The organism is Polymorphum gilvum SL003B-26A1 (assembly GCF_000192745.1).
Classification (GTDB): Bacteria; Pseudomonadota; Alphaproteobacteria; order Rhizobiales; family Stappiaceae; genus Polymorphum; species Polymorphum gilvum.
On sequence record NC_015259.1, the window covers coordinates 4,222,882 to 4,244,515 of the forward strand.

The 21,634-nt window shown below is 67.6% G+C and carries 18 protein-coding genes; 7 read left to right on the forward strand and 11 right to left on the reverse strand.

The window, feature by feature from the left end:
* Positions 1-328 precede the first annotated feature (328 nt).
* Positions 329-2,350 (forward strand): GumC family protein, encoded by a 2,022-nt coding sequence (locus SL003B_RS19720; RefSeq protein WP_013654639.1) that lies wholly within the window; start codon positions 329-331, stop codon positions 2,348-2,350.
* Positions 2,328-3,638, forward strand: a complete 1,311-nt coding sequence (locus tag SL003B_RS19725) for a hypothetical protein (protein WP_013654640.1) — start codon at positions 2,328-2,330, stop codon at positions 3,636-3,638. The genes SL003B_RS19720 and SL003B_RS19725 overlap by 23 nt, the downstream gene beginning before the upstream one ends.
* On the opposite strand, the gene SL003B_RS19730 is transcribed toward SL003B_RS19725, so the two are convergent.
* Together SL003B_RS19730 and SL003B_RS19735 are read right to left on the reverse strand one after the other, a co-directional pair.
* Entirely contained in the window at positions 3,620-4,783 is a 1,164-nt protein-coding gene (locus tag SL003B_RS19730; protein WP_148259350.1) for a glycosyltransferase family 4 protein, read from the reverse strand. The genes SL003B_RS19725 and SL003B_RS19730 overlap by 19 nt on opposite strands.
* A 5-nt stretch (positions 4,784-4,788) precedes the next feature.
* Positions 4,789-5,832 carry a polysaccharide deacetylase family protein gene (locus tag SL003B_RS19735; RefSeq protein ID WP_013654642.1) on the reverse strand — a complete coding sequence of 348 codons (1,044 nt, stop codon included), beginning with the start codon at positions 5,830-5,832 and terminating at the stop codon, positions 4,789-4,791.
* A gap of 387 nt (positions 5,833-6,219) precedes the next feature.
* On the opposite strand from SL003B_RS19735, the gene SL003B_RS19740 reads away from it, so the two are divergent.
* From SL003B_RS19740 to SL003B_RS19755, 4 genes are read left to right on the forward strand one after another with little or no spacing between them, the layout of a single operon-like run.
* On the forward strand, positions 6,220-7,446 hold the full coding sequence (locus SL003B_RS19740; protein ID WP_013654643.1) for a glycosyltransferase: 1,227 nt from the start codon (positions 6,220-6,222) through the stop codon (positions 7,444-7,446).
* Positions 7,443-8,831 (forward strand): lipopolysaccharide biosynthesis protein, encoded by a 1,389-nt coding sequence (locus SL003B_RS19745; RefSeq protein ID WP_013654644.1) that lies wholly within the window; start codon positions 7,443-7,445, stop codon positions 8,829-8,831. Before SL003B_RS19740 ends, SL003B_RS19745 begins: the two co-directional genes overlap by 4 nt.
* Positions 8,818-9,942, forward strand: coding sequence for a glycoside hydrolase family 5 protein (locus SL003B_RS19750; RefSeq protein WP_013654645.1), 1,125 nt, complete (start codon positions 8,818-8,820; stop codon positions 9,940-9,942). Before SL003B_RS19745 ends, SL003B_RS19750 begins: the two co-directional genes overlap by 14 nt.
* Complete coding sequence (locus tag SL003B_RS19755; RefSeq protein ID WP_013654646.1) at positions 9,929-11,704, forward strand: alpha/beta fold hydrolase; 1,776 nt, start codon at positions 9,929-9,931, stop codon at positions 11,702-11,704. Before SL003B_RS19750 ends, SL003B_RS19755 begins: the two co-directional genes overlap by 14 nt.
* A 4-nt stretch (positions 11,705-11,708) precedes the next feature.
* On the opposite strand, the gene SL003B_RS19760 is transcribed toward SL003B_RS19755, so the two are convergent.
* From SL003B_RS19760 to SL003B_RS19785, 6 genes are all read right to left on the reverse strand, one after another.
* Positions 11,709-14,195: a glycoside hydrolase family 2 protein gene (locus SL003B_RS19760; protein ID WP_013654647.1), complete on the reverse strand. Its 2,487-nt coding sequence runs from the start codon at positions 14,193-14,195 to the stop codon at positions 11,709-11,711.
* Between the two features lie 29 nt (positions 14,196-14,224).
* Positions 14,225-15,181 (reverse strand): DUF1839 family protein, encoded by a 957-nt coding sequence (locus SL003B_RS19765; RefSeq protein WP_242390282.1) that lies wholly within the window; start codon positions 15,179-15,181, stop codon positions 14,225-14,227.
* 62 nt (positions 15,182-15,243) lie between these two features.
* Positions 15,244-16,146, reverse strand: coding sequence for an amino acid--[acyl-carrier-protein] ligase (locus SL003B_RS19770; protein WP_242390283.1), 903 nt, complete (start codon positions 16,144-16,146; stop codon positions 15,244-15,246).
* Positions 16,147-16,156: 10 nt separating this feature from the next.
* On the reverse strand, positions 16,157-17,338 hold the full coding sequence (locus SL003B_RS19775) for an acyl-CoA dehydrogenase family protein (protein ID WP_013654650.1): 1,182 nt from the start codon (positions 17,336-17,338) through the stop codon (positions 16,157-16,159).
* The gene (locus SL003B_RS19780; RefSeq protein ID WP_013654651.1) at positions 17,338-17,589 is read right to left on the reverse strand and encodes an acyl carrier protein; all 252 of its coding nucleotides are present in this window, start codon (positions 17,587-17,589) and stop codon (positions 17,338-17,340) included. The genes SL003B_RS19775 and SL003B_RS19780 overlap by 1 nt, the downstream gene beginning before the upstream one ends.
* A 224-nt stretch (positions 17,590-17,813) precedes the next feature.
* Positions 17,814-18,344, reverse strand: coding sequence for a cytochrome b (locus SL003B_RS19785; protein ID WP_013654652.1), 531 nt, complete (start codon positions 18,342-18,344; stop codon positions 17,814-17,816).
* Between the two features lie 209 nt (positions 18,345-18,553).
* Here SL003B_RS19785 and SL003B_RS19790 point away from each other — a divergent pair, with 209 nt between their 5' ends.
* A complete protein-coding gene (locus SL003B_RS19790) occupies positions 18,554-19,342 on the forward strand; it encodes a RibD family protein (protein ID WP_013654653.1) in 789 nt (262 codons plus the stop codon).
* Positions 19,343-19,361: 19 nt separating this feature from the next.
* Here SL003B_RS19790 and SL003B_RS19795 read toward each other — a convergent pair whose 3' ends face one another.
* From SL003B_RS19795 to SL003B_RS23885, 3 genes are read right to left on the reverse strand one after another with little or no spacing between them, the layout of a single operon-like run.
* Positions 19,362-20,180: a class I SAM-dependent methyltransferase gene (locus tag SL003B_RS19795; RefSeq protein ID WP_013654654.1), complete on the reverse strand. Its 819-nt coding sequence runs from the start codon at positions 20,178-20,180 to the stop codon at positions 19,362-19,364.
* Complete coding sequence (locus tag SL003B_RS19800) at positions 20,177-21,229, reverse strand: glycosyltransferase family 4 protein (protein ID WP_013654655.1); 1,053 nt, start codon at positions 21,227-21,229, stop codon at positions 20,177-20,179. The genes SL003B_RS19795 and SL003B_RS19800 overlap by 4 nt, the downstream gene beginning before the upstream one ends.
* Complete coding sequence (locus SL003B_RS23885; protein ID WP_013654656.1) at positions 21,222-21,623, reverse strand: 6-pyruvoyl trahydropterin synthase family protein; 402 nt, start codon at positions 21,621-21,623, stop codon at positions 21,222-21,224. Before SL003B_RS23885 ends, SL003B_RS19800 begins: the two co-directional genes overlap by 8 nt.
* Between the last annotated feature and the right edge of the window lie 11 nt (positions 21,624-21,634).

A 21,634-nucleotide genomic window follows, 5' to 3' on the forward strand; every position in this document is an offset into this window, starting at 1 on the left:
TCTCTTATGTCGCCCGACGATGGATCTGCACTGCTGAACAAGAAATTAAAAATTAAAATACATTACCTTTACTGTTACTTCTTCGTAATTGAGGCGGATGGATTTCGTCATACTTTTTTACGATCTGTTCAGCATGGCGGGAGTGCTTGACGTTCTGGCACGACGATGCCGCGTACAATCCTGGCGGTTTGGGGTCTTTGCGACTTGTTAATCATGTTTGACCAGGATTTGCGCAGTGGCAGCGCCCGGAGCGCATGCCGTCCAACCGTTCCGTTCGTCAGTCCTTTTCCTCGAGGGTTCTCGGGCATCGCGCAACCGGCCGCCGACCATGATCGAAATCTCCGACATCCCAGGACTGCTGCGACGGCGCCTTCCCTGGGTCCTGGCCGCGACCGGCGCCTGCGCCGCCCTGGCGTTCGCCTACGGCGTACTTAAAACGCCAGTCTATCGTGCCTCCGCCGAACTCCTGATCGAACCCCAGAGCCTGCAGATCGCGGCTGCCGATTTCGGTGCCCGCGACAGCAGTTCGCCCCTCGAAACGCTCGACATCGACAGTCAGGCCTATGTGCTGCTTTCGGTACCTGTCCTCGACGCGGTCGCACGCAAGCTCGATCTCGATGCCGACCCGGTCCTGTCCAGGCCCCGCCTTCTTGCACGCCTGCTGCCGCGGCTCGCCGGGTCCGCGGCGTCCGAGGACCGGCGGGCGGCGACCATCGATGCCCTGCGCCGGATCGTGCAGGTCAATCGCGTCGAACGCACCTTCGTGTTCCAGATCGTGGCAAGCCACCCCGACCGCCTGCGCGCCGCCGCGATCGCCAACGAGACCGCGAGCGCCTACCTCCAGCAGACGCGCCAGGCGCGCGCCGAGGGCTACCTGCGCGCCAGTCAGTCGCTGCAGGCCCAGGCCCTGAGCCTCAAGGTGCGGGTCGAGGCGGCCGAGGCGGCGGTCGAGACATACCGCGCCGAGAACGGCCTGATCAGTACCACCCAGCGCGGCCTCGTCGTCGACCAGCAGCTCCAGGACATCAACACCCAGTTGACCCAGGCGCGGGTCGATCTGGAGAAGGCCCGCACCACCTACGATCTGGTGCGGGCCCTGAGTCCTGCCGACATCGAGGCCGGGGCGGTGCCGCAGAACGTGTCCAACCCCGTACTGAGCTCCCTGCGCGTCCAGTATGCCCGGATCGCCGAACGCGAGGCGCAGGCCGCGACGACGCTAGGGGCCAACCATCCCGAGATGCGCGAACTGCAATCCCAGTTGCAGAACGTCCGCCGCCTGATCTCCGACGAACTGACGCGCATGCAGCGCACGATCCGCTCGGACTTCGAGCGCGCGCAGGCGACGGTCCTCGGCCTCGAGGCCCGGACCGATCAGCTCAAGGTCGCCAATTCCGACCAGGGCAAGGCCCAGATCGAACTGCGCCAGTTGGAGAGCGAAGCGGCCAGCAGCCGCAACGTCTATGACCAGTTTCTCAAGCGGGCCAGGGAACTGGAAGAGCAGCAGGACATCGATACCAACAACTCCCGCGTCCTGTCGCCCGCTCAGCCCCCCGCAAGCCCCACGGCGCCGTCGAAGATCCTGCTGCTGATCGCCGGGGCCATCTTCGGCTTCGGCACAGCCTCGGGCGCCATCGTCGGCCTGGAAATCGTCAGCGGCCGGCTCAATTCCGAGCGCGATCTGGTGACATGGACCGGCGCACCGATCCTGACCTGCCTGCCTGCGGCTCCGGCTGGCCCGCCGAGACGAACCGGTCCGCCGGCCCCCGTCGATCCGAACGTGCGCTATTTCGCCCTGACCCGCATCGCCTATGCCCTGCGCTATTCTCTCGGCGAGGACCTGCCGGCGAACATCCTGATCCTGCCGACCAGCAACGACGTCGACACGCTTCCGCTCAGCCGCGACATCGCGGCGAGCCTCCACGACATGAACGAGGAGGTCCTGTTTGCCAGGGCAGCCCATGCGCCGGCCGACCGGCCGGCGCCGCGCGGCCCGTTGTCCTGGTTCGCCCGGACACCGGCGAAGGGGCCGGTCGAGCCGGACCGGCCGCGCCGCGCCGCGCTTCCCTCCGACACCGCGCTGTCGCGCTACCTGACCGTCGAGCGGGTCAACGACCGGCGGAAATATGCCGCGCCGGCCACGGTCACGCGGGAGGACCAGGACTTCCTTCTCGTCGACTGCGGTCCGACGCAGACCAATCCGATCCTCCCCGTGCTGCTCAGGAACTGCGACGCCATCGTCCTCGTGAGCCAGATCGGAAAGACGCGCCTTTCGGACCTCGACCGGACGCTTGCCTATCTTCAGCCCTGGCAGGATCGGGTGATCGGAAATGTGGTCCTCGAAGCCGCTTGACAGGGGCCGGAGTCAGGCCCTCGCCCTGCCGCCTGTCGGACGTCCACGGACCGACGTCACGGATGGGAGCCGTTGGCTTGCCCTGGTCTACGCGGTTGCCCTCGGCTGTCTGCTGTTCAATCTCGTGCTCGCCTTCGTCAACACCCGCGTCGCCGGCATCTCGCCGAACCACGTGATGCTGGCGGAGGTCGCCCTGATCGGAGCTGCCCTGCTGCTGGTCCTGGATCGCCAGGCAGCCTTCTATGCCGTTCTCGTCGTCTATTTCGCCTACATGGCCCTGATTCTGACGATGCGACCGGAACTCGATCTCAAGGCGGTCCGCGACGCGCTCATCCCGATCGTGTTCTACTTTCTCGGCCGCCGGATGACCGACATCCGCGACGTCGACCGCCTGGTGATGTGGTCGGCGGGGGTGGTGGTCCTGGTCGCTCTGGTCGAATACCTGTTCTTCGATACCTTCATCGCCAACGTGAACATCTTCGATTACTACGTCGCCCGCGGCACGGTCGAGCAGGGCGACAATTTCCTCGAAGATTCAAAGCTGTTCATCAGCGGCGTGCGCATGGAGGGACGCAATTTCCTGGCCTTCCTCGGCACGCACCGGGTGTCCTCGGTCTTCCTCGAGCCGGTGTCGATGGGCAATTTCGGCGCCTTTCTGCTCATGTGGGCGCTGTTTCGCGCCGACATGGCCCGGCGCTGGCTGCTGGTCGCCGCTGCCGCTGCGATCATCGTCCTCGGCGACGCCCGCTTCGGCATGTTCGTCTGCCTCGCCTTCCTCGCCGTGGCGCCGTTCTACCGGCTGGCGCCGCGTGCAGTGCTTCTGCTCGCCCCGGTGATGGTGGCTCTGGCGCTGGCGATCTACGGCTCCTCGACCGGCCAGGTGGTCTGGGAGGACAATCTCGCCGGACGCTGGCTGCATTCCGCCCGCCTTCTGCTGAAGCTCGACTGGGCAGCCGGCTTCGGCGTTTCGCCGGAAGACCTGTTCCTGGCCGACAGCGGCTACGCCTACACGCTGCACCAGATCGGTCTCGTCGGCGCGCTGGGACTGTGGGCGGCCTATGTCTTCGCCGGCGTCAAGGCCGACAGGGCCTGGCAGTTCAAGGTGCTGACCGTCACCTACATCTGCCTGCTGATGATCGTCTCGAACTCGCTCTATTCGATCAAGACGGCGGCGCTGCTGTGGATCTGCGCCGGGGCGGCCGATGTGTGGGCGGGGCCGGCCGGCGCCCGCAGGCCCGCGCGCTCAAAGCCCGCGCCCGACGTCGCACGCTACAGCGCGTCGCGATAGAGGTCGTCGTACCGGCGGACGGTTTCCCCCCAGCCGTGCTGCGCGGCCGAGGCGATGGCGCGCTGGCGGGTCGCGTCGGGTGCGGCACCCAGCCCGGCCCAGGCGGCCAGGATCTCCTGCGCGGCGCGTTCCGGCTGTGCGAAGGCGGCAAGACGGATCAGGTCGTGCTTCCTGGCCAGCGCGCGAAAGGCCGTGTTGGCCTCGACCACCGGCACCAGCCCGGCGCTCAGCGCCTCGATCAGCGCGATGCCGAAGCCCTCGTAGTCGGAGGCGCTGGCGAACAGGCTGCAGCGGCCCAGGATCCGCCGGATCTCCTCGTCGCTTGGACGGACATGCAGGCTGACCGCCTGCGACAGCCCGCGCGCGGCGATCATGCCGGCGACGTCCTCTACGCTCCAGTCCGAGGCGCTGCCGGCGATGTGCAGGTGCCAGCCGTCGTCCTTGCGCAGCAGGGCCGCCATGGCGTCCAGCAGCAGGTCCAGCCGCTTGTTGCGGGAGAACCGGCCGATACTGACCAGGCCCTTGACCGGCTCCGATGCGGACGCAGCGGCGAACTTGTCCAGGTCGGCGCCGTTCTCGATCAGCCGAACGCGGCTGGGTGCGATGTGGCGGAAGGTCTCGAGATCGCTCTCGCTGCAGCAGGCGATGCCCCGGTAGCGGCTTGCCGAAAGGCGCGTCAAGGTGTTGAACCAGACGGCCTTCAGCGCCCGGTGTCTGTCCGTGTGGAAGAAGCCGCCATGGGTGGTGGCGATCAGCCGGCGGCCGTGCAGTGGCGCGCCCAGCGCCAGCGCGTCGAAGAAGAAGTCGACCGCGTGGACATGCACAAGATCGGCACTGCGGATCTCGCGGAAGACCTGCGGGGCGAGCGGATAGCGGCTCGATCCGCGATAGGGGATGCGCACGATCTCGGCGCCGTCCAGCGTGTCGCGCGCCGGCAGCACGTCCTGCGGCGCCGTAAACAGTCGGTCGAGGGTGACGATCTTCACCCGGGCGAAACGCCCGACCTGCCGGCGCACCAGATTGCGGACGAAATCCTCCAGCCCGCCGACCATCGGATGGTACTGGCGCACGACATGGACCAGCACCCGACCGGCGAAGACGTCGTCCGCCCCGGGTTCCGCCACCGCCACGGGGTCTTGCGCCATGGCGTTCATGCCGCCACGCCCAGCCGCACGGCCGGCGTACCGCCCCGGCTCGCCAGCGCGCGGAACACGCCGTGCAGGCCGCACATCGCCTGCGCCAGCCCGTCCTCGGTGTATTCGGCATCCTGGCGCGGGATGAGATAGGGATCCTCGCCATGCTCGGGAAACAGGCAGCCCGGTTCGGTGGTCATCGCCGCCCGGAAGCCCAGCGCTTTGACGATGTCGGCCTCGCGCCGACCGGTGATCGACGGCGGGCCGTAGGGATAGGCGAAATAGGGTACCTCGCGCTGCAGCCGCTCTTCCAGGAAGCGCTTGTTGTCGCCGATGTCGGTGGCGACCTCGTCCGCCGACAGGAGGCCGAGGGCGCGGTGGGTGGTGGTGTGCGCGCCGATCTCGATCAGCGGATGCCGGTCCGCCTGGATCATCTCCCGTTCGGACATGGCCAGCCGCTCGACTAGGTCGGGCATCCGCACGCCATGAGCGGCGAACGCGTCGTCGAGCAGGTCGACGCGCCGGAAGTCGTCCCAAACCCAGGCCGTCAGCCGGCGCAGCGCGGCGATCTTCGCATCCAGGTCGGCGCAGTCGAGCCGCATGCCGAGCGGCTCGACGTCGATCGCCTCGTTGCTCACGATCATGTCGCGCAGGCCCAGCCACCAGGCGTTGACGGTGCGCGTCACCATGCCGGTCGGCACGAAGATGATCGCCGGGGCCTCGTAGCGCTCCATCACCGGCAGAGCCAGCTCGAGATTGCTGCGGTAGCCGTCGTCGAAGGTCAGCACGACGAACGGCGGGCTGTCGGGATCGGCCAGCCGTTGCAGCGCCTCGCCGAAGCCGACGATGTCGCGCCCGTCGGCGCGGACCGCCGCCAGCACGGCCTCGAAGTCGTCGATCCGGCAGCCCTGGTCCAGCATCGAATGCGGGCAATGGGTGAACTCGTGGAACATCAGGATCACGCCGCGCCCGCCGTAGATCCTGCCGATCAGCCCGGCCGCGCCGCTGTGGTACAGGAAGCGGAGCCCGTAGGTCTTCACCTGGCGCTTGATCTTTTCCATGGCAGTCAGTCTCGGCGTGGCTCGGTGAAGGATTTCGGTCATCCTGGCGACGGGGCAATCCATGTCCGTGAATACGATCCGGCAGCAAACCGCCGGACGAGATCACTATACCCATGGTAGAATGAACAAGTCCTTGCGAGTCCGGACATGCGCACGGCGACGCCCGCCATGGCTAACGATCCCTTTCCGGGTGTGCGTGCAATTCGTTACCTTAACCATGCATTATGATTAACGTATAGAATTATCGCGAAATGTCCTCTAAAGCCTTTAATATCTTCAAATAACAGGAAAAGCCGGTCCGAATTCTTCGTCTGCCTTACGTCTTTTAAAGTTTTATCCGCTACATCCGGTGTTCATCCGGACAGCAGTGTCAAAGAGTTCCTCCCGATGCGTATCCTGATGCCCTGCGCCGCCTTTCCCCCGGTCATTGACGGCGGCGGTCCCGTCTCGTCGCTGATGCTGGCCAAGATGCTGCTGGCCGAGGGGCACGATCTGCGCGTCGTGCATGTCTCCGACGAGGACCGTCACGAGGTCTTCGACGGCGTGCCGGTGCACCGGCTCAGGAGCCTGAACCTTTACTGGAACTACTACACCCCGCGTCCGGCCTGGCAGAAGATGGCCTGGCACCTGCTGGAGAACGGCAACCCGCGCGCCTTCCTGGCCATGCGCCGGGAGATCGCCGACTTCTCTCCCGACATCGTGCTGACGGTCAGCATCGAGAACGTCAACGTCGCCACCTGGGCGGCTGCCCGCGCAGCCGGCATCCCGGTGGCGCATACCGTCTTCAGTGCCTTCATGATGTGCTGGAACGGCGTCATGCAGAAGCGCGGCGAGAACTGCGCCGGCCAGTGCACGAGCTGCAAGGTTACCTCCTTCGGCCGGCGCCAGTTCTCCCGCCTGGTCGATACGGTGATCGGCGAATCCCACGACATCCTGCGCCGGCACGTCGACGAGGGCTATTTCCCCAACGCCGTCGCGCGTCGGGTGCCGGCCGCGATCGACGCGATCCACGCGACCACACCGCGGGCCTTTCCGCGCGGCCGGCCGTTCCGCGTCGGCTTCCTCGGCGTGCACACGCGCTTCAAGGGCTTCGGCACGCTCGCCCGCGCGGCGGGCATGCTGTCGCCGGACGCCGATGTCGAGTTCCTCGTCGGCGGCACGGGCCGCGACGCCTTTGCCGAGGAGGCGCGCGCGCTGTTCCCGCCCGAGCGCACCACCTTCCTCGGCTGGACCACGCCGGAGAGCTTCTTCCCCCAGGTCGACGTGCTGGTCTATCCGACCATCGGCCGCGAGGCCTTCGGCCGCGCCACCATCGAGGCCTTCTCCTACGGCGTGCCGGTCATCGCTTCCAGCATCGGCGGCGTGGCGGAGAACGTCGAGGCCGGCGTCAACGGCTATCACGTCGCGCCCGACGACGCCGAGGCGCTGCGCGCCCGCATCGAGGCCATGGCCGGAGACCCGCAGGACTACGAACGCCTGTCGCGGGGCGCCCTCGACGCCGCGCGGGGCTACCTCCGGCCCCATGTCGGGCGCCTGCTGTCGGGCGTGCTCGAGGAGACCCTCGCCCGCCGCAACGCCGCCGGCACCCCGCTGGCCGCCGAGGCCGCGCAATGAAGGATCTGCGCGCGCGTCTCGCCCAGATCGACCCGGTCGGCCTACTGTGGTCGATGGGCAGCCGCTTCGGCAGCACGCTGCTGAGCTTCCTGGTCCTCTACGCCGCCAGCCAGTCGCTGGAGACCGCCGAATACGGCCTCTACATCTTCCTGTTTTCGATCGGCAGTTCGCTCGGCCTGATCTTTGTCTTCGGCCAGCACGTCCTGCTGGTGAAGCACTACCGCCTCGACGGCCACGCCAAGGGCCGCACCAATCAGGACATCCTGTTCGTCAACGCTTGCTGGCTGACGCTCGGCGCCGGCGCCCTGCTGCTGGCGGCCGCCGCGATGCTGCCCTTCACCGGCCGCCTCAGCCCGCCCTACGACGCCCTGCCGATCGCCTTCGCCTTTGCCGCCGCCTTCGCGCTCAGCGAATATTTTCAGAACTATTTCCGCATCCACGGCCTGATCGCGCTCGCCCTCGCCCCGCGCGAGAACATCTGGCGGCTGCTCAGCGCCGTGGCGCTGCCGCTGCTCGCCTGGGCCGGGCTGATGCACAGCGGCGCCGCGGCGATGGAGGTCGTCACCGTGCTGCTCGGCGTCGCCGTCGGCTACCAGGTCTATCGCTTCGTGCGGATCGAGGGCCTCGGCTTCCTCGGCGCCGCCCGGCCGCGGATCGACCGGGGCACGCTCAAGGCCTGGAACCGGGAAACCGGGTTCTTCTCGGCCAACACCTTCTTCAATTCGGCGGCCGCCTACCTGGAGACGATCCTGATCGGCATCGTCCTCGACCTGGAGGCGGCGGCGGTCTATTTCGTCGCCTATCGCATCTCCATGCTGCTCACTCTGCCGGTGCTGGCGATCGACACTGTCGGCATCCCGCTGATTTCGGCCCGGTTCCAGGACAGGGACACGGCCGGCGCCCAGCGCATCACGGCGCTGCTGTCGGCCGGCAGCTTCCTGTGCGCGGTCGTCGGCGGGCTGCTGCTCTATTTCACCGGCGACATCGCGCTCGCCCTGTTCGATCCGCAGTTCGAGGAGCATTTCGCCATCCTGGCCATCCTGTGCCTGGCCGCCATCACCCATGCCTTCTTCGGCCCCGGCACCTGGCTGATCATGATCGGCGGCGGCGAGCGCTACCTGCTGGCCATGCGCAGCGTCGTCTTCGTCGTCTATCTCGGCGTGCTCGGCGGGCTGGGCTTCACGTTGGGCCTGGCCGGCGTTGCCTTCGCCGGCTGGTTCCAGCTGCTCGCCGTCCATCTGCTCAGCCGGCGCTGGGTGATCCGGCGCTGGTCGGTCGACAACGCCGCCACCGCGATCCTGCCCTATCTCGCCCGCTCGCGGGCCGGCGCAGGTCCTGTCGCGGCGGGCGACGGCCGCAAGGAAGCCTCCGATGCCTCGTGCTGACCGGCGCCCGGCACCGCGCGCCATGGCGCTCGCCCTAGCCCTGGTTCCCGCCCTGGCCCTCGGTTCGGCCGGCGCGGCGCCGGCGCGCGAATGCCTGCGCGGCGCCAATGCGGCAGGCGGCGAGTTCGGCCCCCTGCCGGGACGCCACGGCCAGACGCACCTCTATCCCTCCGAGGCCACGCTCGCCTACCTCGCCGGCAAGGGCATGAACGTCGTGCGTCTGCCGTTTCGCTGGGAACGGCTGCAGCCGACCCCGTTCGGTCGGCTCGACGACACCGAACTGACGCTGCTCCGGGCGAGTGTCGACACGGCTGCCGCCCTCGGCCTGACGGTCATTCTCGATCCGCACAACTACGCCAGGTACGGCGAGGCCATGATCGGCTCCCAGGCGGTTCCGGTCGAGGCCTTCGCCGATTTCTGGCGCCGCCTCGCGCCGCTCTACGCCGGCCGCGACGACATCGTCTATCTGCTGATGAACGAGCCGCAATCGATCACCGCGCGCGCCTGGCTGCCGGCGGTCAACGCGGCCATCGCCGCCATCCGCGCCGCTGGCGCCGACAACCTGATCCTTGTGCCCGGCACCATCTGGACCGGCGCCTCGCACTGGTTCGAGGACCAGGACGGCGGCTCGAATGCCGAGGTCCTGATGGGCGTCGAGGATCCGCTCGATCACTACGCCTTCGACGTCCACCAGTACATGGACCGGGACTTTTCGGGCACCAACGCGGACTGCCCGCGTGTCGCCGACGCGCTCGCCGCACTCGACCGGGTCACCGGCTGGCTGGCCCGCACCGGCAACCGCGCCTTCCTCGGCGAGTTCGGCGGCACCAGCTCGCCGGACTGTCTGGCCGGCATCGCGGCGATGGCCGCTTTCGTCAACGCCCGTCCCGACACCTGGTTCGGCTGGGCCTACTGGGCGGCCGGCGACTGGTGGGGTGACTACCCGTTGTCGATCCAGCCGGAGGCCGATGGCACGGAGCGGCCCCAGATGGCCGCGCTCGAGCCGCTCGTCGCGCGGCTGACCGCGGCGGAGCGCGCCTGTCCCGCACTCGAAGCGACCGCCGGCTGGCAGTTGCGCGGCCCGAAGGAGGGAGACAATGCCCGTCCGTGATCCGTTTGCCCCCTGCCAGCCCGTAGCGCTCGGCGACACCTTCGGCCTGTTCCACGGCGGCGCCGGCACGACCGGCGTGATCGTCTGCGAGGACTGGGGCTATGAAGGCCTGTGCGCGCGGCGCAGCCTGCGGCATCTTGCCGACCGGCTGGCCGCAGACGGCTATCCGGTGCTGCGCTTCGACCTGCCCGGCATGGGGGATTCGCTTGCCGATCCAGCCGGCATCGCCGGCCTGGAGCCTTTCGACACGACTCTCGCCGTCGCCTGTTCGGCGTTGCGCACGGTCCGCAGCGTCGAACGCATCGTGCTGGTCGGCCTCGGTTTCGGCGCCCTGCTCGCCGCTCGTCATGCGGCACGCGCCGATGACGGGATCGCGGGCCTGGTGCTGATGGCGCCGGTCGCCGCCGGTCGCGCCTATGTGCGCGAACTCCAGCTACGCGGCACGATGATCGCCGAAGTCACCGGCGCGGCGGCAGAGGTTGCCGACGGAGTGGCCCTGTCCGTGGCCGGCTTCGCCATGAGCGAGGGACTGGCATCGGCGGTGCGCGCCGTCCGCCTGTCGGCCGACGATCTCCCGCCGCAGGTGCCCGTTCTCACGCTCGCCCGGCCGGGCCGCGCCGCCGAGGAGGATTTCGCGCGCGCCCTCGCGGCCCGGGAGCCGCGCAGCGCCGCGGCGACGTTCACCGGTTACGACGCCTTAATGAGCGACCCGACCGCCGCCGAGGTTCCCGCCGGCGACTTCGAAACGGTCACCGCCTGGATCGGTGCGACCGCACCGGCCGATCCGCTTCCCGCCCCGGCGATCGGCACCGCGGCCGAGGCGTCCCTGGCCGGTCCGGGCTTCGTCGACACCGTCCATGTCTTCGGCCACCGCTGCCATCTCGTCGGTACCTGGTGCCGGCCGAGCGGACCGCGCTCCGGCACGCCGATCCTGTTCTTCAACGCTGGCGCCACGCCGCGCGCCGGCTGGTCCGGCAGCGTGGGCCAGGCCGCGCGCCGCCTCGCCGGCCAGGGCATCCCGTCCCTGCGCATCGATGTCGCCGATGTCGGCGACAGCCGGCCCATCGCCGGCGGCGCCGCTGTCGTCCACTACAACGCGCAGCAGATCGACGACGTGCGCGACGCACTCGACCTGATGGAAAGCCTGGGCGAACCGGCTGCGGTCGCCGCCGGCACCTGCGGCGGCGCCTATCTGGCCCTGCGCGGCGCGGTCGCCGACGCCCGCATCTCGGACGTCGTGGCGGTCAATCTCCAGCGTCTGCTGTGGGACCCGCGCGAGGACGTCGCCGAAGCCCTGCGCTTCGATCACACCGACACCGCCGCCTATGCGCGCAAGCTGGTCGATGTCGACAAGCTGAAGAAGCTGCTGACCGGCCAGGTGCCCGTCTTCGCGCTCGCCCGCTTCCTCCTTGTGCGGATCCTGCGCAGGCTCGAGCAGAAGGGATCGCCCTGGCTGTTCGGACTGACGCCCTTCGCCCGTCTCTACCGGCAGGTTCACCGCGACCTGCAGGCGCTGGCGGAGCGCGGCGTCCGGGTCGAACTGCTGTTCAGCGCCGGCGATCCCGGCATTGCCCATATCGAACGGATTCTCGGCCCCGGCGGCTGCCGCGCCGCCGGGTATGGCAATCTCGACGTCTCCCTCATCGACAGGGCGGATCACAATCTGACGCCGCAGGCCGCCCGCGAGATCTATTGGCGCAAACTCGCCGAGGTCGCCCGCACCCGGATCCCCGACGCCGCGGCCGCGCAGGTGGCCGAGTAGGACATCAGCCCGCCTTGTAGCGCAGCACCCCCGCACCGTTGATCGCGGCGATCTCGCCCTGCGGCACGGCCTCGAGGTCGGCCCCGGCGCGGCGGACCAGCCGCACGCGCTTGTCCGCGCCCGGCGCGAGGTGGAACCAGTCGTCGGCCGGCCGGAACGCCGGGTCGAAGACATGCACCGAACGGGCGAGGCGATCCGTCTTCAGCGTCAGCGTCCAGGCCCCGTCCAGATCCCGGTCCACCGTTGCGTCGAGCGCCGGCGGCAGGCGCCCCGCCTCACAGCCGGGGAGAAAATGGAACGCCTCGGCGAGGACCGCGCCGGTGTCGGGATCGAGCAGGCGGGCGACCGTCACGTCATGGGCCGGCGGGCCGAAGCGGTAGGCATAGGTTGTGTCGAAGAAGGCGCCGAACAGGTCCGTCGCGGCGATTTCGGCATTGCTGCGCGCCGCAAGCATCATCTCCCGCCGGCCCGAGACGACCGGCACGCTGCCGTCGCGCAGGCAGGCGAGCGTCAGCACCACCGGCCGGTCGCTGGCCGTCTCGTTGAGGACATGGACCGACAGCCCGTTGGTGCCCTCGTCGGTCAGGCTCACCTGCACCGGCCGGAACGCCCGTTTCAGCGCATACCAGACCGGCTTCGGCTCGCCGGTCGCGTCGACCACGCCCCAGCCCGCGCCGGGCAGCAGGTCCTGGAAGGTCCACACCAGCGCGCCGCGGCAGGTCGATGCCGCCCGCCGCCACTCGGCGAAACAGGCCTCCATCACCGCGCAGCCGGCCGCCCGGCCGAAATCGAGATAGCGCGCCGGGTCGCCGTAGCGGAGCTCCGCCGGCTCGACGCCGTGGAGCAGGCGCACATAGTGGTCTCTCACGTCCTCGAAATCCCAGCCAACGCCGCGGTCGCGCGGCACCCGCTGCTTCCAGCGCGGATCGTGGCCGGGCATGGCGGCAAGGTGCGCGTCGAGCGTCGCCTGTTGCGGCACGTTGGCGAAGGCGAGGCATTCGGCGGCGAAGCGGACCTCGGCTCGTCGCGCGTCCTCCAGCGGCCGGCGGTAGGCGCCGACGCCGTAGTAATGCGCGACGCCCTCGTTGGGCGAGAACGGCATCGCCCCGTCGCAGGGCGCGTTCGGCACGTAAGACACGTCCGGGCGCAACTCGGCGCAGACAGAAGGCAGCAGGTCCTCGGTCAGCGGTCCCTTCCAGCGGCTTTCCGGCAGGCCGAGCATGGCGCCCTGCTGGTAGATCTCGCTGCCGCCGCACAGCACTGCGAGCGACGGATTCGCCTGCGTGCGCTCCAGCAGCTGGCGCGCCTCCTCGCGCACCGACGCGGCGAAGGCCTCGTCGGCGACCGGGTAGTCGTAGTTGGCGAACTGGAAGTCCTGCCAGACCAGGATGCCGAGGTCGTCGCACAGTTCGAAGAAGGCGGGGCTCTCGTAGGCCATGGTGCCGCCGATTCGCAGCATGTTCATGCCCGCCTCGGCGGCCAGCGCCAGCCAGGGCCGGTAGGCGTCGCGGTCGCCCGGCAGGCGGACGATGTCGGCGCTGGTCCACACCGCCCCCCGGCAGAACACGCCGACGCCGTTGACCCTGAGCCCGAAGCCCCGGCCGTCGCTTCCGCGATCGACCTCGATCCGCCGGAAACCGGTCCGCCCGAGGGAGACGACCGTTCCGGCAGCCTCGATCGTCACCTCGTGCAGCGTCGGCGTGCCGTGCGTATGCGGCCACCAGGGCGCGACATCGGGGATCGTCAGGTGGGCGACGCGCCTGCCATCGGGGTCTTTCCCGAAGACTGCAGACGATCCGGCGCATTTCAGGCGGGTTTCCGGCGGGAATCCGGAGTCTTTCAGGACAATCTCGAGACGTCCCGATCCGTCCTCCGCCAGGATCGCCGAAAACCGCTCGACTTCTAAATAATATTCTTTATTTTCAATAAGATGTACAGGGCGCCACGGCCCGACCGCATGCACTTCTGGGCACCATCCGGGCATGTGGCCAAGCAGCGTCGTGCGAACGAGCCTTAGACCCTGGTGCAGGGCGAGTTGCGGTCGCCAGCGCGCCCTCGGCCCCTTCGCGTCAAGGCGGGGATAGAGCGCGCGGAAGCAGATCGCCAGCGTGTTTTCCGTCCCTGCCTCGACCGCCACCTCGTGGGCGCGGAACATGGAGTCCGACCGGAGGACAAGGGCGCCGTTCCAGTACACCTCGGCTATGGTCGCGAGTCCGTCGAGGACCAGTACGGCGTCGCCCGGCGCCTCGCACCGGACCTCGGTGAGGTACCAGATATCTTTGTCGTGTAAGGGACTTGGCGCCTCGGCGCGATACCGGCCCGCGAGGCGAAGCGCCTCGGCCGCGGTGCCCGGCACCGGCGCCGGAATCCAGTCGAGGGCGGGGGACAGGTCTGCGGGGCCGGCCACGGCGCCGGCGTCGGTGACCGCCATGCGCCAGCTGGCGTCGAGCCGGACGCCGGCCTGTCGCGCTGCTGGATAGATCCGCCGCATGGCTCCTTCCCGCCCGTCCGGCCGCATGCTCAGGCAGCCGCCGACCCGGTCCGTCCGCAGGTGCTTTCCAACCCCTCCATCAGCGCGTCCCACGCCTCCGCCGCCGGCGCAAGGGCCGGCGCCAGCTTGTCGAACGAGCGTCGCATAACTGCGCGGGCGAGCTGGAACTGGACCGTCTTGCAGGTCGCCGAAATTGCCTTGGCGTTCGAGATTTCCTTTTCCAGTCCTCTGCGGCCGTGGTCGGAAAGCCACTCCAGGTGACTGGAAAACAACTCAAAATTCGCTCCGAGCTGGCGCAGGGTGTTGAACGCGTAAAGATGGAAGAAGCCGAACGGCCGCTCGCTGATGGCCGCGACCTGGGCGGGGATAACCTCCGCGAAGGCGCGCACCGGATTGGCCTTTGGCCGCCGCGCCAGATGGTGCCGCAGCAGATCTTGCGCCCCCGCCACCAGCCGCTTCGCGTCCGGCCGGCGCTCCGGGAACTTGACGAACTCGGTATAGGGCAGGAACGGCGCAGCTCCCTCCGGGGCGTCCAGACGGAATATCCCCGCGAAGTCGTCGCCTTCCAGGCGGTGCAGGCCGAGATTGTGAAAGTAATCCATCACCCGGCCCTCGACGTCGAGACGGTTGATCGCCACCGTCGTCTTGCCATGCTCCCTGCGGTAGGTGGTTCCCTGGGTGTCCGGAAGATGGAAACTGTCCATCTCCACCAGCACGAGCCGGCCTCGTCCGATCTGCTCGGCGACATGGCGTTCGACACGGTCATAGATCGCCAGTTCCGTCACGCGGATTCCATAAAGCGATTCAAGGTCTTCCAGCGGGACCTTGAAGAAGGTGAACTGGTCACCCTCGAAATCCTGGGTGATCGCAAAGGCCAGGCACGCCTCCGGCGGCAACCCCATCGCGTGCAGCACCTCGATCCAGATGTCGAGGTAGCAGTTGGTCTCCGGCCAGTCGCGCGTCATCGCGTGCAGTCCATGGCGCACGTAAGTCTCTGGTCTCGCGGCAGGAAATACTGCGCTCCGGTCGTCTGTCGCCGCCATCGCCGTCAGCCCCATAGCGCTTTGCGCACCGGCGCCGGCCAGTCGGCGGTGTCGAGACCGTGATGGGCGAACAGCGCCAGCGCGATCCGCTCCAGCCCGAAACCGACGCAGGCCGTGTGCGCCGTCTCGCCGTCCGCGGTCTTCAGGCCCCAGGTCGTACCGAAATGGTCCTGATGGTAGTTGAACGACAGGCACGCCGTCGGCCTGGCCGTCGAGGTGACCGGGATCAGCAGCTCGAACTTGAGGTTCTGGTCGCGCTGGTTGTTGGACATCATCCGCCCGGCACGACCGAAGAAAGGATCGTTGGCGACATCGATCTCGACTGGAAGCTGAACCGTTTCAATGAGTTGACGCCCACGCTCCATCCAAGTCTGGCGGAATTCCCTGACCGCGTCGGGCGTGCCAATGCGGACATATTCGCGCATGCGGAACAACTGCATGCGGGCCGGATCCTTGGACGGCTCGTGGCGGAAGCAGTAGGACTGCAGGTCGTAGAGGCCGCCTCCGGCCGGCAACGGTCCGCGCTTGGCGATGGTCGGGTAGAGCGGATAGCAGGCCGCCGGCGTCAAAACGATGTCCGTCGCCTCCTGGCCCTTGGTCCAGTCGCCGCCCTCGGCCATGCACTGCAGCAGGTTCATGTGGTCAAGCTCGCAGCCGCAGAAGCTGTGCACGGTGCCGGCGAGCTGCGGAAAGCTCTTCATGTAGCCGGACCCCTCGAAATGGGCCCGGTTCATGCCCGGCGGGAAACGGATCGCCTCCGCGTTGTCCGCCGCGCCGAAGGCGCCGATCAGGGCCTCGAAGCGGGTGATGACGTCCTCGAAGGCGCCGGAGCGGCCGTACAGCCCATCCACGCCCGTCTCGATCAGCAGACCGGCGTCGAACAGCCGATTCAGAAGGGAATTCTGCATGTCCATCGGCTTACCCCAACAGGCTGGTGTCTTGCTTCTGCACGAGCAGCATCGTCGACGTGTTGGCGAGGATGCGGTCGTTAGAGATCATGAGCTGGGCCGAATGTGCGTCGCGCAGGTGCCGGCCGAGGCTGTAAGGCGTGCCGTTCTTGTAGCCGAGGATGCCGCAGATCAGCATGCAGTGGTTAATGATCGTGAGGATGGACTGCGACGAGGCGATCTTCACGTTGTTCATCGCCACGGAGAAACTCATCGACGACAGCTTCGCCTCGTCGGCCTGGGCGGCCTCGAACTGGTGCAGGGCAGCGACGACGGTCGATTTCACCATCTGCAGCAGGCCCGACACTTCGGCGAGCCTCAGCGCGCCCGGCGGCGTTTCTCCCGGCGTGCGGCGAGCGGCGGCACGCACGAAGGCCTGCGCCCTGGCGACTGCATCGGCGGCAATACCGTACCAGACCGCGCTCCAGAGAATGTGGGCATTGGCGAGCATCGATTGCGCCGCGATTTCGGCGAAGGGCCTGGGCAAGATCTGTTCCGCGGGCGCCTCGGCCTTGAACAGGAATCCATCGGAACAGGTGCCGCGCATTCCAAGCGTATCCCAGTCGTGGGTCTTCTCGAGGCTGTATTGCCCCTTGAGGAACACGGTCATGACCTGGTCGGAGGGGGCGGCGTCCGCATGGGAACGCGAGGTGACCAGGATCGCGTCGGATTGTTCGCCATAGGAGATGACCGTCGCGTCCTTGGTCAGGCGGCAGATGTCGCCGTCGACCTCGATCGCGCAGATCGAATTGCGCAGGTTGCCGCCGATCCCGGCTTCCGTGGTCGCCGAGCCGAGCAGCAGCTGTTCGGCGGCGATCCGGGTCATGAACGCTTGATGCCAGGGAGCTTCTGCGCCATGCGACACCAGGCTGGAGACCTTGATCTGATGCATCGAGAAGGTCATCGCCGCGGCGGCGCAGGCCTGGCCGAGGATCGAGCAGACTTCAGCGATCTCCGCCGCCGTCGCTCCCTCGCCGCCGAAGGCGACCGGGATCTGGATGCCCATGAGGCGCTCGGCCTTCATCGCGGCGACGGCTTCCCCCGGGAATCGGGCCCGGGCGTCGACGTCGTCGGCACACTGAGCCGCGACCGCCGCCACGCGGCGGGCACGCTCGACAAGGCTGAGCGCCTTGACTTCGGAAACCTTGTTCATCAGGCAACCTGCTGTTCGGGCCGCAGCGATGCGACCGCGGCGCTGATCGCCGCGATGGACGAGAAGGACTTGCGGTTCAGCAGGGAGTCCGGGAACTCGATGTCGAACGCCTCTTCGAGCGCGAGCATGAGCTGAACGGAGGCAAAGGACGTTAGTCCGGCCTCGTACAGGTCCGCCTCGTCGGCAAGGCTGTCGACACCGACCGGCAAGGCGCCGTGCCTGGCGAGCAATTCACGAATCCGAGTGTTCATGCCTAGTCTTCCCTGCTATGTCCGGGCACGCTTAAAACTCCTGCGTGCCGCCTTATCCAGAGAACTTACTAGGTCATTTTGAATAAATTCCCCTTAAGGTGCAGGGTAAATTTTCAAATAACAATAAATTTCAATTTTTTAACATGAACGACTCCTGAAAGAATTGTCAAAATATCTATAGGTCATATCAAGGGATTATTCAGCATTCCATTCACCTCGCAAGGTCAAAGCATCCGGGACATAACGCCGTCCCGTTTGACGGCCCCATGATAGACCGCGGCTGCGAAATGGACGATGATCGCCGCTGTGAACAGGATCCCAAGCGCCATGTGGGCGGCAAAAAGGCTTTCCGACAGGGGCCGGTCCTGGGCGATCAGCGGCGGCAGCGTGAAGAGGCCGAAAACCGGAATCGGCGCACCATAGGCCGAAGTGGCGATCCAGCCGAGCAGCGGATTGAATATCAGGATCAGATACAGGGCGCCATGAACAGCGGCGGCGGCCAGGCGTTGGACGGCGGGAACGCTCGGCGGAAGCGGCGCGGGCCGACGGGTCAAGCGCCAGACCAAGCGAAGCAGGGTCAAAACCAGAAGCAACACACCAACCGAGCGGTGAAAATCGAACAAGGTGTTCTGCAACGATCCCGGCCCGATGCGGGTCATCGCGATGCCGGCCGGCACCATGGCCAAGACAAGCACCACGGTAACCCAATGGAACAGCCGGGCAACGGCATCATAACGAAATGCGGATGCAACCATCTGGCTCTTCTCCCGTTTTCTTAACCGTATCACAGCCGCTGCGGCCTGCCGTACGTGACGCAGTCCTGTCACGCGGTCGTGAGCGGTTTTGACGATGCCGGCATCGGAGCGGCATCGACTTCACACGGCGGGTGACCTATGTCGAAGGCGTGGCCTGACGCAGAGCAGCCGCGTAGAGCCGCAATCCGTTCTGCAGGAGTCACGGACCGGTGACCATCGCCCTCACGCCCGACCCGAGACATCCGGACGCCTTGCCGGAAACGGGCGACGGCTGGGCACAGGTGCTGGCGATGCGAAACGGCAATCGCAGCAATCTGCCGCTTCGGTGGACGTCGCTCTTTTCCCCCTTCTTCTCGCCCGGCTCAGCCACCTTCGTCGTCGGACAACTCGGCCAGTCGCTCGATGGGCGGATCGCGACAGTCAACGGCCAGTCGAAATACATCAACGGTCCGGGTTGTCTGTCCCACCTGCACCGGCTGCGGGCAGTCTGCGACGCCGTGGTGATCGGGGCAGGGACAGCGATCGCGGACGATCCCCAGCTTACCGTGAGACTTGTCGACGGCCCGCATCCCGCGCGCGTCCTGATCGATCCGCGCGGCCGCCTGCCGGCGACGTTGAAGGCATTGCGCGATGACGGTACGAGACGGTTCGTGGTGACGCTCGAGGGAACGAGGCTGAACGTCCCCGAGTCCGTCGAGATCATCCGTCTGGCCGGAGATCGTGACGGCCACCTTGCCCCGCGCGCCATCGTGGAGGCGCTCGCAAGCCATGGCTTTCGACGCCTTCTCGTCGAGGGCGGAAGCTGGACGATCTCCCGTTTCCTGAGCTCCGGCTGCCTCGACCGACTGCACCTGCTGATCGCCCCGATGATTATCGGAGCCGGCCAGCCGGGCCTGGAGCTGAACCCGATCGAGTGCCTCAGTCAGGCCCTGCGGCCGACGATGACGGCCCATCGGTTGGGTGACGAGGTGCTGCTCGACTGCGACCTGCGCGGCTGACAGCTTCAGCGTATCCGCTTCAGACCGGCACGGCCGCCAGGTCTATGTGGCCAACGCAGATCGTGGACCGACCGCGTCCGATTGCATCGAGGCGGAACGCCAGCCAATCGTCCAGGGCAGCCGCGTCCAGTTCCACCTTCGACATCATCTCCCGCGCTGCCGCGAACCAGCCCCGCACCAGCTGATCCTGGAAGGCATGTTCCTCGGGTCCGATCAGCCAGTCGGATGGTCCGGTGCGGACCGTGAATCCCCGCGCGGCCAGGATCCCGGAGCAGGTGCCGGCAGCGTCCCGACCGAGAGCCGGTCCGAAGCCCTTGTTCCCCTTCTGATGGGCGTTGACCGCCCGCCGGACCGGCTCGTCGACCGGATGCGCCGGCGTGCAAGCGACACGGCCGTCATAGGTCAGGCTGGCCAGGACCGGCACATGTGCGGCGGCGAGACGGTCGGCAAGCGTATCCAGGAAACGCCTGGAGACGAGGTCGAGGAACGCGGAGGTCGTCACGCCGTGAAAGCCGTCGAACTCCAGTCGCGCGAGGTCCGCCGACAGGTCGATCCGTCGCTCCTCGACAGTCACGCTGGCCGGCATCGTCGCATCGGCGTTCCGACGGGCCTCGGCTAAAAGCGTCGGATCATCATCCGTCAGCACCCACACCTGCGGCCGAGGCAAGCGTTCGGTCAGAGCCCTCACGGTCGCCCCCGTTCCGCTGGCGAGATCGACAAGGCGAACCGGCCCGTCTTGGGGAAGCGCAGCGATGAAGGCCGCCTCTATATCGAGATTTCGTGCCGCGCGGTCGGCCGGCTCGCGCAAGGCGAGCCATTCGGCAGAAAATCCCGTCATCGTGCTTCCTCCAGACAGGCCGCGAACCGGGCTGCGGCTTCATCCCATCGCGGCAGCGCACCAGCAGCCTGCCACGCTGCATCCCCCACTCGCACCCGCTCCGAACCCGATGCGATCAAGCGTTGCAGCGCCTCTGCGAGGCTGGCACTGTCCTCCGGTTCGACATAGATCGCCCCTGCGCGCGACAGCGTGGCGCGCACCGCCTCGCCGCCGCTGCCGATTACCGGCAGTCCGTGAGCCAAGGCCTCCGCAAAGGCCATTCCGTAGCCCTCGTAGCGGCTGGCGAGCACGAAGATATCGGCCCGTTCGTAGCAGGCGGCCAACCGGCCGGGTGGCAGCGCGCCGAAAAAGCGGATCCGGTCGGCGAGCCCGCTGCGGACAAGACGCGCCTCCAGTTCGGCACAGCATGCCGGATCGCGGCGCTCCCCTACGATGTCGAGGCGCCAGTCCAGGCCGGCCATCGAGGCGAGCGCCTCGAACAGCACGTCGTAGCCCTTGCGCGGCACGACCGACCCAACGCTGAGCAGACGGACGTCGGGGCCGCCGCTGCCCTGCGCCCGTCTGGCCCTCGGCGTCCCCGGTTCGACGATACGGATTCGGTCGGCGGCGAGTCCGAACAGCGCGCCGACCCGTTGCGCGGTCGCCGCGCTGGTCACGATCACCTGCCGGACCTCACGCAGCGCGGCGCGCTCCGTGCGATGCAATTCCTCGGCCTCGTCTCGGGCCAGTCCTTGCTCGAGGCACAACGGATGATGGACCAGGGCCACGAGATTCAGCTTGCGCGCCAGGCGCTCGACCGCATCGGGAAGCGCTCCACAGGCAAGACCGTCGATCACGACCGTGGTGCCCGGCTCGAGCGCGCCAAGACGCCCCTCCGCGTGGCCGGAGACCGATTCCGGCGGGAAGGGGAAGCCGTCGCCGAGACCAACGAGGTCGACCGACCAGTCCAACGCGCGAAGGCCCTGGATGATCCGGCGATCGTATTCGTAGCCGCCGGTCGGGCGGGAGAGGTCGCCCGGGACGGCGAAGGCGACGCGCCGCTCAGTCAACCGGAGCCTCGTACCAGGCGCGGGCGACGTGGGATTCCGAGATCGTGACCCGGATGGCGTCGATTTCCGCAGCCGGCCGACCGAGGCTTCCGGATCGCGCAGCGGCGGACAGGTGATCATGGATATACCTGGTCAGGTATTCGGTGGTCGTGTTGACGCCGGCGAACTGCGGCAATTCGTCGAGATTGCGGTAGTTGAGCGGCCCGAGCACCTCCTTGAGCACCTCATGCGCGCGGCCGATGTCGATCACGACTCCGTTGGCGTCGAGCGTCCGGCTCAGGAACGCGGCATCGATGACGAAGGTCGCCCCATGCAGGGCCTGGGCCGGACCGAACAGCTCGCCCCTGAACGAATGGGCGATCATCACATGGTCCCGGACTTCAACGGCAAACATGAACGGACAAG

What these genes read in the sequence shown, in the direction of transcription:
- SL003B_RS19720 (WP_013654639.1), top strand. Translation starts at nt 329, where the DNA reads ATGATCGAAATCTCCGACATCCCAGGACTGCTGCGACGGCGCCTTCCC.
- SL003B_RS19725 (WP_013654640.1), top strand. Translation starts at nt 2,328, where the DNA reads ATGTGGTCCTCGAAGCCGCTTGACAGGGGCCGGAGTCAGGCCCTCGCC.
- SL003B_RS19730 (WP_148259350.1), bottom strand. Translation starts at nt 4,783, where the DNA reads ATGGCGCAAGACCCCGTGGCGGTGGCGGAACCCGGGGCGGACGACGTC.
- SL003B_RS19735 (WP_013654642.1), bottom strand. Translation starts at nt 5,832, where the DNA reads ATGGAAAAGATCAAGCGCCAGGTGAAGACCTACGGGCTCCGCTTCCTG.
- SL003B_RS19740 (WP_013654643.1), top strand. Translation starts at nt 6,220, where the DNA reads ATGCGTATCCTGATGCCCTGCGCCGCCTTTCCCCCGGTCATTGACGGC.
- SL003B_RS19745 (WP_013654644.1), top strand. Translation starts at nt 7,443, where the DNA reads ATGAAGGATCTGCGCGCGCGTCTCGCCCAGATCGACCCGGTCGGCCTA.
- SL003B_RS19750 (WP_013654645.1), top strand. Translation starts at nt 8,818, where the DNA reads ATGCCTCGTGCTGACCGGCGCCCGGCACCGCGCGCCATGGCGCTCGCC.
- SL003B_RS19755 (WP_013654646.1), top strand. Translation starts at nt 9,929, where the DNA reads ATGCCCGTCCGTGATCCGTTTGCCCCCTGCCAGCCCGTAGCGCTCGGC.
- SL003B_RS19760 (WP_013654647.1), bottom strand. Translation starts at nt 14,195, where the DNA reads ATGCGGCGGATCTATCCAGCAGCGCGACAGGCCGGCGTCCGGCTCGAC.
- SL003B_RS19770 (WP_242390283.1), bottom strand. Translation starts at nt 16,146, where the DNA reads ATGCAGAATTCCCTTCTGAATCGGCTGTTCGACGCCGGTCTGCTGATC.
- SL003B_RS19775 (WP_013654650.1), bottom strand. Translation starts at nt 17,338, where the DNA reads ATGAACAAGGTTTCCGAAGTCAAGGCGCTCAGCCTTGTCGAGCGTGCC.
- SL003B_RS19780 (WP_013654651.1), bottom strand. Translation starts at nt 17,589, where the DNA reads ATGAACACTCGGATTCGTGAATTGCTCGCCAGGCACGGCGCCTTGCCG.
- SL003B_RS19785 (WP_013654652.1), bottom strand. Translation starts at nt 18,344, where the DNA reads ATGGTTGCATCCGCATTTCGTTATGATGCCGTTGCCCGGCTGTTCCAT.
- SL003B_RS19795 (WP_013654654.1), bottom strand. Translation starts at nt 20,180, where the DNA reads ATGACGGGATTTTCTGCCGAATGGCTCGCCTTGCGCGAGCCGGCCGAC.
- SL003B_RS23885 (WP_013654656.1), bottom strand. Translation starts at nt 21,623, where the DNA reads ATGTTTGCCGTTGAAGTCCGGGACCATGTGATGATCGCCCATTCGTTC.